The following is a 14,363-nucleotide window of genomic DNA, read 5'->3' on the forward strand; positions in this document are numbered from 1 at the left end:
ATTTCCTGACTATATTCGTCTTTCGCGCCGTGGCAACCCCGCCCGACATGCATTTCCCAAAACTTTCGGCGCCCTTGCTGCACCCCTCACCGAATGAATGAGGGATGCGGCTACGCTTTTGCCGTCCCTGAACCCTTCTCTAACCCATGCGTTCGGAGGCGTAGCTGCCGGGGCTTGCCGGAAAGACCACGGTGCGGTTGCCGTTGATGAAGGTGCGGTGATGGATATGGGCGTGGATGGCGCGCGCCAGCACCTGGCTTTCGACGTCGCGGCCGATCGAGACATAGTCGTCGGGCGACTGCGCATGGGTGATGCGCGCCGTGTCCTGCTCGATGATCGGGCCTTCGTCGAGATCGGCGGTGACGTAATGCGCCGTCGCCCCGATCAGCTTCACGCCGCGGCCATAGGCCTGCTTGTAAGGGTTGGCGCCCTTGAAGCTCGGCAGGAAGGAATGGTGGATATTGATGATCTTCCCGGACATTTTCTGGCACATCTCGTCCGACAGGATCTGCATGTAGCGGGCGAGCACGATCAGCTCCGTGCCGGTCTGCTCGGCCACTTCCATGATATGGGCCTCGGCCTGCGCCTTGTTGGCCTTGGTGACCGGAATATGGTGGAAGGGAATGTCGTGGTTGACCACGACCTTCTGGTAGTCGAAATGGTTGGAGACGACGCCGACGATATCGATCGGCAGCGCGCCGATCTTCCAGCGGTAAAGCAGGTCGTTCAGACAATGGCCGAAGCGCGACACCATCAAGAGCACTTTCATGCGCATCTCGCTGTCGTGAAAATCGTAATCCATCGCGAAGGGCGCGGCGACGGCTGCAAAACCGGCGTCGATATCGGCGCCCGAAAGCCCCTCTTCCGAAATGAAGCTGACGCGCATGAAGAACTTGCCGGTATCGAGATCGTCGAACTGCGAGCTGTCGATGATGTTGCAGCCCCTGTCCGCCAGATAGCTCGAAATCGCCGCGACGATGCCGCGCGTCGACTTGCAGGATACGGTGAGTACGAAGTTCTTCATGCTGTCTCTTTCTTCGCTATCCCAATGCAGAGGGGCAGATCACGCCGGAGCTTGTTCGCCCCGGTGCGTTAGCCTGTCATTGGACGCGTCCAGGCCACTCAGATATCGAGCGTGCTGTCGCGTTCCCACTGGGTGAAATGCGAGCAGTAGGCATTCCATTCCTGATGCTTGAGCTTGAGATAGGCGGCGGAAAACTCGGCCCCGATCGCCTGCTTCAAGCCCTCGTCGGCATCATAGGCGCGCAGCGCGTCGAGCAGATTGAGCGGCAGGCGCGGCGCGTCCTTCACCAGATACCCCTCGGCATACATGTCGATATCGTAGTGCCGGCCGGGATCGGCTTGGCTGCGGATGCCGTCGAGGCCGGCCGCGATGATGATCGCCTGCAGCAGGTATGGGTTGACCGCACCATCAGGCAGGCGCAGCTCGAAGCGGCCCGGCCCAGGCACGCGCACCATGTGGGTGCGGTTGTTGCCCGTCCAGGTGACGGTGTTCGGCGCCCAGGTCGCGCCCGATGTGGTGCGCGGCGCGTTGATGCGCTTATAGGAATTGACCGTCGGATTGGTGATCGCGGCAAGCGCGGAGGCGTGCTTCATGATGCCGCCGAGGAAGGTCTTACCCTGAGCGGAGAGCCCAAAGGCCATTTCCTTGTCGGCGAAGGCGTTGACCTTGCCATCGACGTCCCAGACCGAGATGTGGGCATGGCATCCGTTGCCGGTCAGGCCCTTGAAGGGCTTCGGCATGAACGTAGCGCGAAGGCCGTGCTTTTCGGCGACCGACTTGACCATGAACTTGAAGAAGGAGTGCTTGTCCGCCGTCTGAAGCGCGTCGTCATACTCCCAGTTCATCTCGAACTGGCCGTTCGCGTCCTCGTGGTCGTTCTGATAGGGCTTCCAGCCGAGCTCGAGCATGTAGTCGCAAATCTCGGCGATGACATCATAGCGACGCATCACGGCCTGCTGATCGTAGCAAGGCTTTTCGGCTGTATCGAACTGGTCTGAAATCACTGAGCCGTCCGCAGAGATCAGAAAGAACTCGGGCTCCACGCCCGTTTTCACCCGGAGCCCTTCTTTCGCAGCTTCAGCGACCAGTCTTTTCAGCACCACACGCGGTGCCTGTTCGACAGGCTGATCGTCCATGACGCAGTCGGCAGCAACCCATGCGACGTCTTTCTTCCAGGGTAATTGGATGACGGAGGAAGCATCGGGAAGCGCGAACAGGTCGGGATGAGCCGGCGTCAGATCGAGCCAGGTTGCAAAGCCCGCAAAGCCGGCGCCATCTTTCTGCATATCGGCGATGGCTTCTGCGGGGACCAGCTTGGCGCGTTGGCCGCCGAACAGGTCGGTATAGCTGATCATGAAATATTTGATGCCTTTGTCTCTGGCAAAAGCAGCAAGATCCAGTGTCATTCTCGTTCCCCTTTGGATTTCTTCGAGACACTTTGCTTATGGATGCGAGACGGCCGGGACGTTTGCCCGGCCGGTAGTAGAAATCAGTAGCCTCCCTTGCCGGGATACCAGTTTGTGCCGGCGAGCGGGATCTGGGCCATGGCGGCCGCCTCCATCGTCAGCGCGCAAAGATCTTCCGGTTCCAGGTTATGAAGGTGGTTCTTGCCGCAGGCGCGCGCGATGGTCTGGGCTTCCAGCGTCATGACCTTCAGATAGTTGGCAAGACGGCGGCCGGCGGCGATCGGATCAAGCCGCTTCATCAGTTCCGGGTCCTGCGTCGTGATGCCAGCCGGGTCTTTGCCCTCGTGCCAGTCGTCATAGGCGCCGGCCGTCGTGCCGAGCTTCTGGTATTCTTCTTCCCAATGCGGATCGTTGTCGCCGATCGCAACGAGCGCCGCCGTGCCGATGGCAACGGCATCGGCACCCAGCGCCAGTGCTTTTGCCACGTCGGCGCCCGAACGGATGCCGCCCGAGATGATCAGTTGCACCTTGCGATGCATGCCGAGATCCTGCAGCGCCTGGACAGCGGGGCGGATGCAGGCGAGCGTCGGCATGCCGACATTCTCGATGAAGACATCCTGCGTCGCCGCGGTTCCGCCCTGCATGCCATCGAGCACCACCACGTCGGCGCCGGCCTTCACGGCGAGCGCTGTATCGTAATAGGGACGTGCGCCGCCGACCTTCACATAGATCGGCTTTTCCCAGTCGGTGATCTCGCGCAGTTCCAGGATCTTGATTTCGAGGTCGTCGGGGCCAGTCCAATCCGGATGGCGGCACGCCGAGCGCTGGTCGATGCCCTTCGGCAGGTTGCGCATATTGGCGACGCGATCGGAGATCTTCTGGCCGAGCAGCATGCCGCCGCCGCCGGGCTTGGCACCTTGACCGACAACCACTTCGATCGCATCGGCGCGACGCAGGTCCTTGGGATTCATGCCGTATCGCGACGGCAGATACTGGTAGACCAACGTCTGCGAATGGCCGCGCTCTTCATCGGTCATCCCGCCGTCGCCTGTCGTGGTGGAGGTTCCGGCAATCGTCGCGCCGCGTCCGAGCGCTTCCTTGGCATTGCCGGACAGCGCGCCGAAGCTCATGCCGGCAATGGTGATCGGCGTCTTCAGGTGAATGGGTTTTTTGGCGAAGCGCGCGCCGAGGACGACTGACGTGTCGCACTTCTCACGGTACCCTTCGAGCGGATAGCGCGAGATCGATGCGCCGAGAAACAGCAGGTCATCGAAATGCGGAACCTTCCGTTTGGTGCCGGCGCCACGGATGTCGTAAATGCCGGTCGCCGCCGCACGGCGGATTTCCGCCAGCGTGTAATCGTCGAAGGTCGCGGACTTGCGCGGCGGGGTATAGGGGTTGTGATAGCTCATGATGATCCCTCGCCTTAATATGCGTCAGCGTTGTCGATATTGAAATTGTAAAGCTTGCGGGCGGAGCCGTAACGCTTGAATTCCTCGGGCCTCACTTCGGTCACGCCCGCCTTTTCGAGAAGTTCGGCCAGCTTCGTCAGATGCTCGGGACGCAGCTCCTTTTCGATGCAATCGGCACCCAGGCTCTTGACCGAACCGCGCACGAAGAGCTTCGCCTCGTAGAGTGAATCCCCAAGCGCATCGCCGGCATCGCCGAGCACCACGAGGTGGCCGGACTGGCCCATGAAGGCGGACATGTGGCCGATGTTGCCATGAACGACGATGTCGATGCCCTTCATCGAGATGCCGCAGCGTGACGCCGCATTACCCTTGATGACAAGGAGGCCGCCGCGGCCGGTTGCGCCGGCATACTGGCTGGCATCGCCCTCGATGACGACGGTTCCAGACATCATGTTTTCCGCAACACCCGGACCTGCCGAACCGTAAACTGTGACGGTCCCGCCGTCGTTCATCCCGGCGCAGTAATAGCCGACCGATCCCTTCACATCGACCGTGACCGGCGCATCGATGCCGACGGCAACCGAATGGCTGCCACGCGGATTGACGACTTCGAAGGAAAGATCGTTCGAACCGTTCTGGATGTTGTGCAGGGCACTGTTGAGTTCACGCAACGGTGTAGTGGCAAGATCAATGACAGGCATGTTTCGATAACCCTTGGAGAATACGCATGAGGCGCCGGTCAAGCGACCTTCTGGTGATCCCAGAAATAGACGGTTGCAGGCTCCGGCTCCCAGACCCGGGCATTCTCGATGCCGGGCAGATTGACGAGCGCTCGGTATTCCGAACCGAAGGCGACATACTGGTCCGTTTCGGCCATGACAGCGGGCTTGCAGGCAATCGCATCGCGCACGACGCCGAAGCCGGATTTCGTGCCGACGACGAAGGTGAAGAAGCCGTCGAGGTCGTCCACCGCGCCTTCCAGCGCCTGGCCGAGATTCTTGCCCTTGGCCATCTCCGCCGTCAGATAGGCGGCGGCGACCTCGGTGTCGTTTTCCGTTTCGAAGGTCATGCCTTCGCGCTTCAGCTCGCGGCGGAGATTGTTGTGGTTCGACAGCGAGCCATTATGCACCAGGCATTGGTCGGAGCCGGTGGAGAAAGGATGGGCGCCGAGCGTCGTGACGGCCGATTCCGTCGCCATGCGGGTATGGCCGATGCCGTGGGTGCCGGCCATCGAATTGACCGCGAAGCGCGAGACGACATCCTTCGGCAGGCCGGTTTCCTTGTAGATCTCGATGGCGTCGCCGCTGCTCATGATGCGGACGTTCGGGCGCAATTCCACAACGGCTGCCTTGCCTGCGTCGAGCAGATCCTTCGCAAGCGTGATGACGGCATGCGTGCTCTTCACCTGGATGGCGACCGATGCGCCAACCGCCTGGCCAAGTTCGGACTGGAGGCCGGCGAAATCCTTCTTCGGATTGGCCGACTGGATGGTGATCTTGGCATTGTTGCCGCTGGCGTCGCCATAGATCGCGATGCCGGCGCTGTCCGGCCCCCGATCCGTCATCGTCACCAGCATCGAGGACAGCAGTGCCCCGAGCTCCGGTTCGAGACTTTTATCCTTGAGGAAGAGACCCACAATTCCGCACATGACCAGACCTCCGTTCGTGTTGAGAAAGGACTAGCAGGTCTGTTTCGGGTTTTCAACTCGGAAGAAAGATTTTTTCTTTTAAGGCAAGTCAGCTTTTCGAGCTCTGCTGTGGATAGCTGATGATCGAGAGGTATTTGCTCGGCAGTTTCACCAGCTGCTCCGGCCCATGCGGCGCATCGGCGTCGAAGAACAGACTATCACCCGGCTGCATCTGGAAAAGCTGGTCGCCGTGGCGGTAGACCACCTCGCCCTCGAGCATATAGAGAAATTCCATCCCCTCGTGCTGGAAGGTCGGGAAGATGTCGGAGTCGGTCGTCAGGGTGATGAGGTAGGGCTCGACGATGACGCCGCTGGTATTGTTGTCGATATGACCGAGCACATTATATTGATGCCCGGCGCGCGTGCCGCGCCGTTCGAGTTCGATGCCCTGGCCTGCCTTGACGAAGACGGCGTTGCGCGGTTCCTCGAAACGGCGGAAGAAGGCCGTCAGCGGCACGCCGAGCGCCCGCGACAGCGATTGCAGCGTCGTCAGCGATGGCGAGATGTTGCCGTTCTCGATCTTCGACAGCATGCCGAGCGAAATGCCGGTCGCCGCCGCCAGATCTGTGACCGTAATGCCGAGTTTCTTGCGATAGGCGCGCACCTCATGGCCGATCGCCATTTCGAGGTTGTTTTCCTTCGGCTCGCGGACGGCGTGCGGGTCCTGGGAAAAGGGAGCGCGTCCACTATGCGCCTGTTCCGGTTGCTCTGCCGTTGCACGCTTGGATTTCATGGGTTTTCTATCGCCGCCTTCTCTTTTGTCCAAAGGCAACCCTATCGTCATAGTGAAAATTCCTCAATCGTGAAGAAAACCTATTCCCGCCGCGCCGCGCGCGGGGCGATGCCGTAGACGGCACGGAACATGCGGGAAAAATGGCTTAGGCTGGAAAAGCCGGTGGCCACCGCGATTTCCGAGACGGAAAGCGGGCTCTGCTTCAGCAGCCGATGGGCATGCTGCAGCCTGATCCTGCGGTACTGCTCGAGGAAGGTACTGCCGAGGTGAGCCGAAAAGAGCCGATCGAGATGGCGGGTGGTGACGCCGGCAATGCGCGCCATGGCGGCGCGCTCCAGCGGCATCTCGATCGTCTCCTCCATCCGTTCGAGAACGCTGAGCAGGCCGGGATGATAGACGCCGTAACGCTGCGCCAGCGAGGCGCGCTGGGGTGCAGCGGGTTCGTTGACCTCTGTATGAAGGTACCAGTCGCTGACCCGGCGGGCGAAATCCAGCCCCATGCGCTCGGCGATCAGCACATGCATCATGTCGAGCGGCGCAATGCCACCGCCGCAGGTAATCCTGTTGCCGTCGATCAGGAAGCGCGCCTGGCGCGGCGTGAGCTCCGGGAAGGCTTCGAGAAGGGCGGCCGCATGCTCCCAGTGGATGGTGAAGTCGCGGCCGCCGAGCAGTCCGGCAGCGGCCATCAGATAGGGCCCGCCCGAGATGCCGCCGATCCTCACCCCTTCGCGCGACAGTTGCCGCAAGCAGGACAGCACGCCGGGATACCGCCAGTCGCGGGGCAAACCGCCGGCGCAGACGAAGGCCGTTCCGAGACCCGAGCCCCTGACCGGGAGAGGTTCGGCGGCGACGCTGACGCCCGAGGAGGAGAGTGCCGACGCGCCATCCGGCGAGAAGATCCGCAGCCGATAGATCTCGCGTCCGGCCAGAAGATTTGCCGCCCTCAGCGGTTCCGTCGCCGAGGCATAGGACATCAGCGCAAATCCCGGGATAAGGATGAAGCCGATCGTCTGCACATTTCTGCTATCAAGCGAGGACATGTCTCTTTCTTAGCGAATTATGTCCCTTCTGTGCAAGTCAGTCCCCCTCTTTCTGGCATCATGCACCTGTTCTTTCCGGGGTGACCCATGCGCTATTCCGCTCTTTCGATTTTTCTGAACGGCCTTCGCGGCAACAAAGGCTGGGCGCCGGCCTGGCGCGATCCGGCGCCGAAGCCGCATTACGACGTCATCATCGTTGGCGGCGGCGGCCATGGCCTTGCCACCGCCTATTATCTTGCCAAGGAATTCGGCGTCACCAATGTCGCCGTCCTCGAAAAGGGCTATCTCGGCTCCGGCAATATCGGCAGGAACACGACGATCATCCGGTCGAACTACCTGCTGCCGGGCAACAATCCCTTCTACGAGCTGTCGATGAAGCTCTGGGAAGGGCTGGAGCAGGATTTCAACTTCAACGCCATGGTCTCGCAGCGCGGCGTGCTCAACCTCTTCCATTCCGACGCTCAGCGCGACGCCTATACGCGCCGCGGCAATGCCATGCGGCTGCACGGTGTCGACGCCGAGCTTCTCGACCGGCAGGCGGTGCGCAAGAAATTGCCCTTCCTCGATTTCGACAATGCCCGTTTCCCCGTCATGGGCGGTCTGTTCCAGCCGCGCGGCGGCACCGTGCGCCACGATGCGGTCGCCTGGGGTTATGCGCGCGGCGCAGACGGCCGCGGCGTCGACATCATTACCCAGTGCGAAGTGACCGGCATTCGCACCGAGAACGGCCAGGTGACCGGCGTCGAGACCAGCAAGGGCTTCATCGGCTGTGGCAAGCTGGCGCTGGCTGCCGCCGGCAACTCTACCGTCGTTGCCGATATGGCCGGTCTTCGCCTACCGATCGAAAGCCATGTGCTGCAAGCCTTCGTTTCGGAAGGGCTGAAGCCGTTCATCGGCACGGTCGTCACATTCGGCGCCGGGCATTTCTACGCGTCCCAGTCGGACAAGGGCGGCCTCGTCTTCGGCGGCGATATCGACGGCTACAATTCCTATGCCCAGCGCGGCAATCTCGCTTCGGTCGAGCATGTCGCCGAAGCCGGGGTGGCGCTGATCCCGTCGCTGTCGCGCGTGCGATATCTGCGCTCCTGGGGCGGCGTCATGGATATGAGCATGGATGGCTCGCCGATCATCGACCGCACCCATATCGACAATCTCTATCTCAACACCGGCTGGTGTTACGGCGGCTTCAAGGCCACACCGGCCTCTGGCTTCTGCTATGCCCATCTGATCGCCCGCAACGCGCCGCATCAGACTGCCCGCGCCTTCCGGCTCGATCGTTTCGCGCGCGGCTACCCGATCGACGAAAAGGGCGTCGGCGCCCAGCCCAATCTGCACTGAGGACATTTAAGATGGCAAGCCTGATCTCCTGTCCTCATTGCGGCGCCCGACCGAAGGAGGAATTCTCGATCCGCGGGGATGCGGGCCTTGTCAGGCCGGCGCCAGATGCCGGTGCGGAGGCTTGGTTCGATTATGTCTATCTTCGCGACAATCCGAGGGGCCGACACAGTGAATACTGGCACCACTCCTCTGGATGCCGGCGCTGGCTGATTGTCGAACGCGATACCGTCACCCATGCGGTCCACGGCGTCAGGGATGCCGCCCTCTCCAAGCTCGGCGGAGAACCGGCATGACGAGCTTCCGTCTTTCCTCCGGCGGCCGCATCGACCGCACCACGACACTCGGCTTCACCTTCGACGGCAGGCCTCTGGAGGGCCATCCGGGCGACACACTCGCCTCGGCGCTGCTTGCCAACGGCGTCCAGCTCGTCGGCCGCAGTTTCAAATATCACCGCCCGCGCGGCATCCTGACAGCGGGTGCTGCCGAACCGAACGCGCTGGTGACGACAGGCAGCGGCGGGCGCACCGAACCGAATACGCGCGCAACGATGATCGAGCTTTACCAGGGGCTGACGGCAAAGAGCCAGAACCGCTGGCCTTCGCTCGGCTTCGATGTCGGCGCGGTCAACGGGCTGCTGTCGCCCTTCCTCAGCGCCGGTTTCTACTACAAGACCTTCATGTGGCCGGCCGCCCTCTGGGAAAAGCTCTACGAGCCGGTGATCCGCAAGGCGGCAGGCCTTGGCAGGGCCTCCTACGAGGCCGATCCCGACACTTACGAGAAATGCTGGGCGCATTGCGATCTGCTGGTGATCGGCGCCGGCCCCGCCGGTCTTGCCGCAGCGCTCAGTGCCGGCCGTGCCGGTGCGCGCGTCATCCTCGCCGACGAGGGATCCGAACTCGGCGGCAGCCTGCTTTCCGACAGCGGCACCATTGACGGCAAGCCGGCGGACGCGCTTCTCGGCGAGCTGCTTGCCGAGTTGGAGGGACTTCCGAATGTGCGCCGTCTGCCGCGGATGACGGTGTTCGGCTGGTACGACGACAATGTCTTCGGCGCGGTCGAACGGGTGCAGAAGCACGTGGCGATACCCGACCCGGAACGCCCCGTCGAACGGTTGTGGCGCATCGTCGCCCGCCAGGCGATCCTTGCGACCGGCGCCGAGGAGCGTCCGCTCGTCTTCGGCGGCAACGATATTCCCGGTGTGATGATGGCAGGCGCCATGCGCAGCTATCTCAATCGGCAGGCGGTCGCACCGGGCAGAAGCACTGTCATCTTCACCACCAACGACTCCGGATATCGCACCGCCGCCGATCTCGAGGCCGCCGGCCTCGCGGTCGCGGCGATCGTCGACAGCCGCGGGGATGGAGGTGGGAATTGGCAAGGCCGCGCCGAAGTGCTGGAGGGCGCCAGGGTCATCGATGCGTTTGGCGGCAAGAGCCTGCGCGGCGTCAACGTCAAGACCGCAGACGGCACCAGCCGGATCAAAGCGGATGCGATTGCCATGTCGGGCGGCTGGAGCCCGATCATTCATCTTGCCTGTCATCGCGGCGCGAAGCCGCAATGGTCGCACGAGGCCTCGGCGTTTCTGGCGCCCGCCCAGCAGGAAGGTCTTGCCGTTGCCGGCTCGGCCGCCGGCCTTGCGAAGACGGCGACCTGCCTTGGGGATGGCGCCGCAAAGGCAGCTGCCGCATTGAAGATGATCGGCTTTGCAGCGGCGGAACCGGCCTTTGCCGCGGCCTCCGAGACAACCGCACAGGCAAAGCCGCTCTGGTCGGTGAAGGGTTCGAAAGGCAAGGCCTTCGTCGATTATCAGAACGACGTGCATCTCAAGGATCTGGGCCTCGCCGTCCGTGAAGGCTACGGCCATGTCGAGCTCGCCAAGCGTTACACCACATCAGGCATGGCGACCGACCAGGGCAAGCTTTCCAATATCAACGCCATCGGCATCCTTGCCGAGGCGCGCGGCGTGTCACCCGCCGAAGTGGGAACGACGACCTTCCGGCCCTTCTATACGCCGGTCTCCTTCGGCGCCTTGACCGGGGCATCGCGCGGCAAACATTTCCAGCCGGCGCGCAAATCGCCGCTGCATGGCTGGGCCGAGAAGAACGGCGCGGTCTTCGTCGAAACCGGCCTCTGGTACCGTTCCTCCTGGTTTCCGCGCGCCGGAGAGGCGACATGGCGCGAAAGCGTCGACCGCGAGGTGCTGAACATCCGTAGGAACGCCGGCCTTTGCGATGTCTCGACCCTCGGCAAGATCGAAATCTTTGGCAAGGATGCCGCGACCTTCCTCGATCGCATCTATTGCAACGGCTTCGCCAAGCTCGCCGTCGGCAAGGCGCGTTACGGCATCATGCTGCGTGAGGACGGCTTCATCTATGACGACGGCACCACCAGCCGGTTCAGTGACGACCATTTCTTCATGACGACGACGACCGCACTTGCCGCCGGTGTGCTCACCCATCTCGAATTCTGCGCCCAGACGCTCTGGCCGGAACTCGACGTCTGCTTCGCCTCCTCGACCGATCAATGGGCGCAGATGGCCGTCGCCGGGCCGAAGTCGCGTATCATTCTCCAAGAGATCGTCGACGAGGATTTGTCGGATGCGGCCTTCCCCTTCATGAGCGCCCGCAAGGTCTCCCTCTTCAGCGGCCGCCTCGAAGGCCGGCTCTTTCGGATCTCCTTCTCCGGCGAACTTGCCTACGAGCTGGCAGTACCCGCCGGCTACGGCGAAGGCGTTGCCGATGCGGTCATGGCGGCGGGCGAGAGATATGGCATCTGCGCCTACGGCGCCGAAGCGCTCGGTGTCATGCGGATCGAAAAAGGTCATGTAACCCATGCCGAGATCAACGGCACGGTGACGCCCGGCGATCTCGGTTTCGGCCGCATGGTTTCCTCAACCAAGCCGGATTTCATCGGCAAGGCAATGCTTGCCCGCGAAGGGCTGCAGGATCCCGAGCGGCCCCGCCTCGTCGGCGTCAAGCCGCTTAATCCGGCGACCGGCTTCCGCACCGGCTCGCATATTCTTGCCGAGGGTGCTGCGGCGACGCTCGAGAACGACCAGGGCTACGTCACCTCAAGCGCGTTTTCGCCGGGGCTCGGCCATACGATCGGCCTGGCGCTCGTCAGGCGCGGGCCGGAGCGCATCGGTGAAAAGGTGACGGTCTGGAACGGCCTGCGCAACGAATTTACCGATGCGGTGCTCTGCCATCCCGTCTTCATCGATCCCGAAAACGAGAAGCTCCATGCGTCATCTTCCGCAACATAAACCGGTTCTAGCCGGCATGGCATATAATGGCATCTCAGGGGCCGGCCTCCGGCTGGAAGCCTTGCCGGAGGGCCATCTCCTGCATGTGCTCGGCGCGATCGAGCCCACCGCGCTCGCCACGGAATTGGTGAAAGCAGGCTTTGCGAAAAGTTCGATCCGCCAGGCAGGCTTCCGGCAATGGTTCGTCGCCGGCGACGAACCGCTCGTGCCCGCCAGCCTCGATGCTCTCGTTGCAGCGCTTGCGGGAAAGGCCTCCGTCATGGATCAGAGCCACGGGCGCGTGCGTATCGGCGTTTCCGGCCGTTCTTCGCGGGCGCTTCTCTCAAGGGGGACCGCCGTCGATCTCGATCCTTCCGTCTTTCCGGAAGGCCATTCGGCCATGACAATGGTCGGTCATCTCTCGGTGCAGATCGTCCGCACCGGCGATGACAGCTTCGAACTCACGGTCCTGCGCAGTTTTGCCGAAAGCCTCTGGGACGATCTCGTGCATATGGCGGCGAGCGCCGAAAAGGATAGCGTTTAGAGGTCGTCGGTACTCGCAACATCAAGAACGATGTTAACGGGACGGGATGACCGCGCTCCCTCGTCAAAATAGCCAATGAGCGCTCTATCCTATCCGGGTTTCTTGATGTCCTCGAATCTGAGACTGAAGCGCGCGAGATATTTACTCAGGCGATCGGCGTCGTTGCTGCTCTTTTTCTCCAATCGCGAGATCGCGAACAAGGCTCTGCCCGCCGCGCTTGCCGTGGCATGTTGACGGCAGGTATGAAGAACAGTGGCAAGCTGTGCTGCGTCAAAGCGATCGAGGCTAGCAGCAGTCTCTGCACCCAGCACTTCTTCAATAATCAGATCTACCCTGCCGTCGTCACTCGAGCTGCGCCAAAACGCATTCAGCCGCCGGACTTCATCGTCAACGACGTCACTCGTGATGCGCCCATGCGGCGAGAGGGTCGCCATGCGGGTAACCGAAGCCGACAGGTCGCGAAAGTTGGCACTCCAGACGGCTTGCGGGCCAGTTGCGAAGGTAAGATAGCGTTCGCGTGCTTCCTTGTTGAAAGTAACATTTTCGCCCTCGCGTTCCAGATAGCGCCTGAGCTCGAAGTCGAGATTGGGCTCTATGTCCTCCTTGCGCTCGCGCAGGGCCGGCAGCTGGAAAGTCCAGAGGTTCAGGCGGGCATAGAGATCTTCGCGGAACCTGCCTTTGCGGACATCCTCGCCAAGATCGCGATTGGTGCCGGCGAGCAGTTGAAAGTCTGCGGACGCCTCCCGATCAGCCCCCACGGGCAGGAACTTCTTTTCCTCGATCGCGCGCAGGCACATGGCCTGTTCGTCAAGGCCGAGTTCGCCAATCTCGTCGAGAAACAGCACGCCTTTGTCGGCGGACTTGAGCAAGCCGGCACGCTCCCCGGCAGCGCCGGTAAACGCTCCTTTCACATGGCCGAATAGGGTGGACATGGCCTGGTCGCCGCGTAGGGTCGCGCAGTTGACCTCGATGAACGGACCACTGACCTTGCGCTGGCTCTTCTTCAACTCGTAGATCCTGCGGGCGAGTTGCGACTTGCCAGCGCCGGTTGGCCCGGTCAGGAGAACAGGCGCGGTCGATCGGATCACCACCCTCTCGATCTCGTCGATCATTCTGTTGAAGGCGGCGCTGCGGGTCGAAATCCCCGATTTCAGGAAAGAGGCGGCGTCTGCGCGCTCGGAGGCGAAGCGCTTGGCGATCTCGTCATAGCGGGAAAGGTCGAGGTCGATGATCCGATGCGTGCCGGCAAAATCCTGCTCCGCTTCCCGGTCGCGCGGTGGCGAGAGCTGCAACAACTGGCCGGGAATGATGCGGGCTTCGGCCAGCAAAAACCAGCAGATCTGTGCGACATGAGTGCCGGTCGTGATGTTGACGAGATAATCTTCCGTGTCAGGGTCGAAGTTGTAGTTGCGGGCAAAGTCCCTGAGGTTCGTGTAGACCTCCGAAAAATCCCAGGGATCTCGAAAGTTGATGATGTTGCTCCGCACCCCCGTTGCAGGCGCCACGGTTTCGATGTCGGCAACGATACGATGACAGAGAGCTTGCGAGTGGTTGTCGTGGATCAGTTCCAGCCGGTCGATAAACAGGCCCGGTTGCTGGCAGAGCGCCACATTGGGCCGCCAGCGGCTCCAGCGATTTTCCCATTTACCTGCATCCAAGGTGGTTCCCAATATGCTGATGGCCACTCGGCGCTTCATGTCTTATCCAAAATTATAAAACGGTATAATTCGCGATAATATAATCGGGCTACGATTTTCGCAATTCATGATTGAGTCCGACGTGGCAGAAAAATTTTTCCTTTTAAAAACAGGTGGATGCACGAAAATTATTGCGTATCTCTCGCTCCTTTCTCCAAACTGGCACGCGTCTTGAAGTGTATCTGGCACGATAAGAAAGCCCTGGCGAATGCCGCCGGTGACTACAGGGACCGCATGGCGC

The 14,363-nt window shown here is 61.8% G+C and carries 12 protein-coding genes; 4 read left to right on the top strand and 8 right to left on the bottom strand.

The features are described 5' to 3' along the window. Positions 1–139: 139 nt before the first annotated feature. The 7 genes from purU to RlegSU303_RS31105 form a co-directional block, all read right to left on the bottom strand. On the bottom strand, positions 140–1,024 hold the full coding sequence (purU, locus tag RlegSU303_RS31075; protein ID WP_017957709.1) for a formyltetrahydrofolate deformylase: 885 nt from the start codon (positions 1,022–1,024) through the stop codon (positions 140–142). Between the two features lie 98 nt (positions 1,025–1,122). Continuing rightward, on the bottom strand, positions 1,123–2,430 hold the full coding sequence (gene glnT, locus RlegSU303_RS31080) for a type III glutamate--ammonia ligase (RefSeq protein ID WP_017957710.1): 1,308 nt from the start codon (positions 2,428–2,430) through the stop codon (positions 1,123–1,125). Positions 2,431–2,513: 83 nt separating this feature from the next. Then, positions 2,514–3,842 carry an FMN-binding glutamate synthase family protein gene (locus RlegSU303_RS31085; protein ID WP_003548137.1) on the bottom strand — a complete coding sequence of 443 codons (1,329 nt, stop codon included), beginning with the start codon at positions 3,840–3,842 and terminating at the stop codon, positions 2,514–2,516. Between the two features lie 14 nt (positions 3,843–3,856). After that, complete coding sequence (locus RlegSU303_RS31090) at positions 3,857–4,543, bottom strand: GltB/FmdC/FwdC-like GXGXG domain-containing protein (protein WP_026158350.1); 687 nt, start codon at positions 4,541–4,543, stop codon at positions 3,857–3,859. 38 nt (positions 4,544–4,581) lie between these two features. Beyond that, complete coding sequence (locus RlegSU303_RS31095) at positions 4,582–5,490, bottom strand: class II glutamine amidotransferase (protein ID WP_017957712.1); 909 nt, start codon at positions 5,488–5,490, stop codon at positions 4,582–4,584. An 88-nt stretch (positions 5,491–5,578) separates the two neighbouring features. Beyond that, positions 5,579–6,262: a helix-turn-helix domain-containing protein gene (locus tag RlegSU303_RS31100; protein WP_026158351.1), complete on the bottom strand. Its 684-nt coding sequence runs from the start codon at positions 6,260–6,262 to the stop codon at positions 5,579–5,581. An 80-nt stretch (positions 6,263–6,342) separates the two neighbouring features. Beyond that, positions 6,343–7,302 (bottom strand): GlxA family transcriptional regulator, encoded by a 960-nt coding sequence (locus tag RlegSU303_RS31105; protein ID WP_017957714.1) that lies wholly within the window; start codon positions 7,300–7,302, stop codon positions 6,343–6,345. A gap of 87 nt (positions 7,303–7,389) precedes the next feature. On the opposite strand from RlegSU303_RS31105, the gene RlegSU303_RS31110 reads away from it, so the two are divergent. Genes RlegSU303_RS31110 through RlegSU303_RS31125 form a run of 4 tightly spaced genes read left to right on the top strand, consistent with a single transcriptional unit; the run spans position 7,390 to position 12,425 of the window. Next, complete coding sequence (locus RlegSU303_RS31110; RefSeq protein WP_017957715.1) at positions 7,390–8,640, top strand: sarcosine oxidase subunit beta family protein; 1,251 nt, start codon at positions 7,390–7,392, stop codon at positions 8,638–8,640. 11 nt (positions 8,641–8,651) lie between these two features. After that, the gene (locus RlegSU303_RS31115) at positions 8,652–8,933 is read left to right on the top strand and encodes a sarcosine oxidase subunit delta (RefSeq protein ID WP_017957716.1); all 282 of its coding nucleotides are present in this window, start codon (positions 8,652–8,654) and stop codon (positions 8,931–8,933) included. Beyond that, positions 8,930–11,902 carry a sarcosine oxidase subunit alpha family protein gene (locus RlegSU303_RS31120; RefSeq protein WP_222373014.1) on the top strand — a complete coding sequence of 991 codons (2,973 nt, stop codon included), beginning with the start codon at positions 8,930–8,932 and terminating at the stop codon, positions 11,900–11,902. Before RlegSU303_RS31115 ends, RlegSU303_RS31120 begins: the two co-directional genes overlap by 4 nt. Then, positions 11,880–12,425: a sarcosine oxidase subunit gamma gene (locus tag RlegSU303_RS31125; RefSeq protein WP_017957718.1), complete on the top strand. Its 546-nt coding sequence runs from the start codon at positions 11,880–11,882 to the stop codon at positions 12,423–12,425. Before RlegSU303_RS31120 ends, RlegSU303_RS31125 begins: the two co-directional genes overlap by 23 nt. 89 nt (positions 12,426–12,514) lie before the next feature. Here RlegSU303_RS31125 and rtcR read toward each other — a convergent pair whose 3' ends face one another. Beyond that, entirely contained in the window at positions 12,515–14,122 is a 1,608-nt protein-coding gene (gene rtcR, locus RlegSU303_RS31130; RefSeq protein ID WP_020485924.1) for an RNA repair transcriptional activator RtcR, read from the bottom strand. Between the last annotated feature and the right edge of the window lie 241 nt (positions 14,123–14,363).

Source organism: Rhizobium sp. SU303, assembly GCF_021052345.1.
Taxonomy (GTDB): Bacteria; Pseudomonadota; Alphaproteobacteria; order Rhizobiales; family Rhizobiaceae; genus Rhizobium; species Rhizobium laguerreae.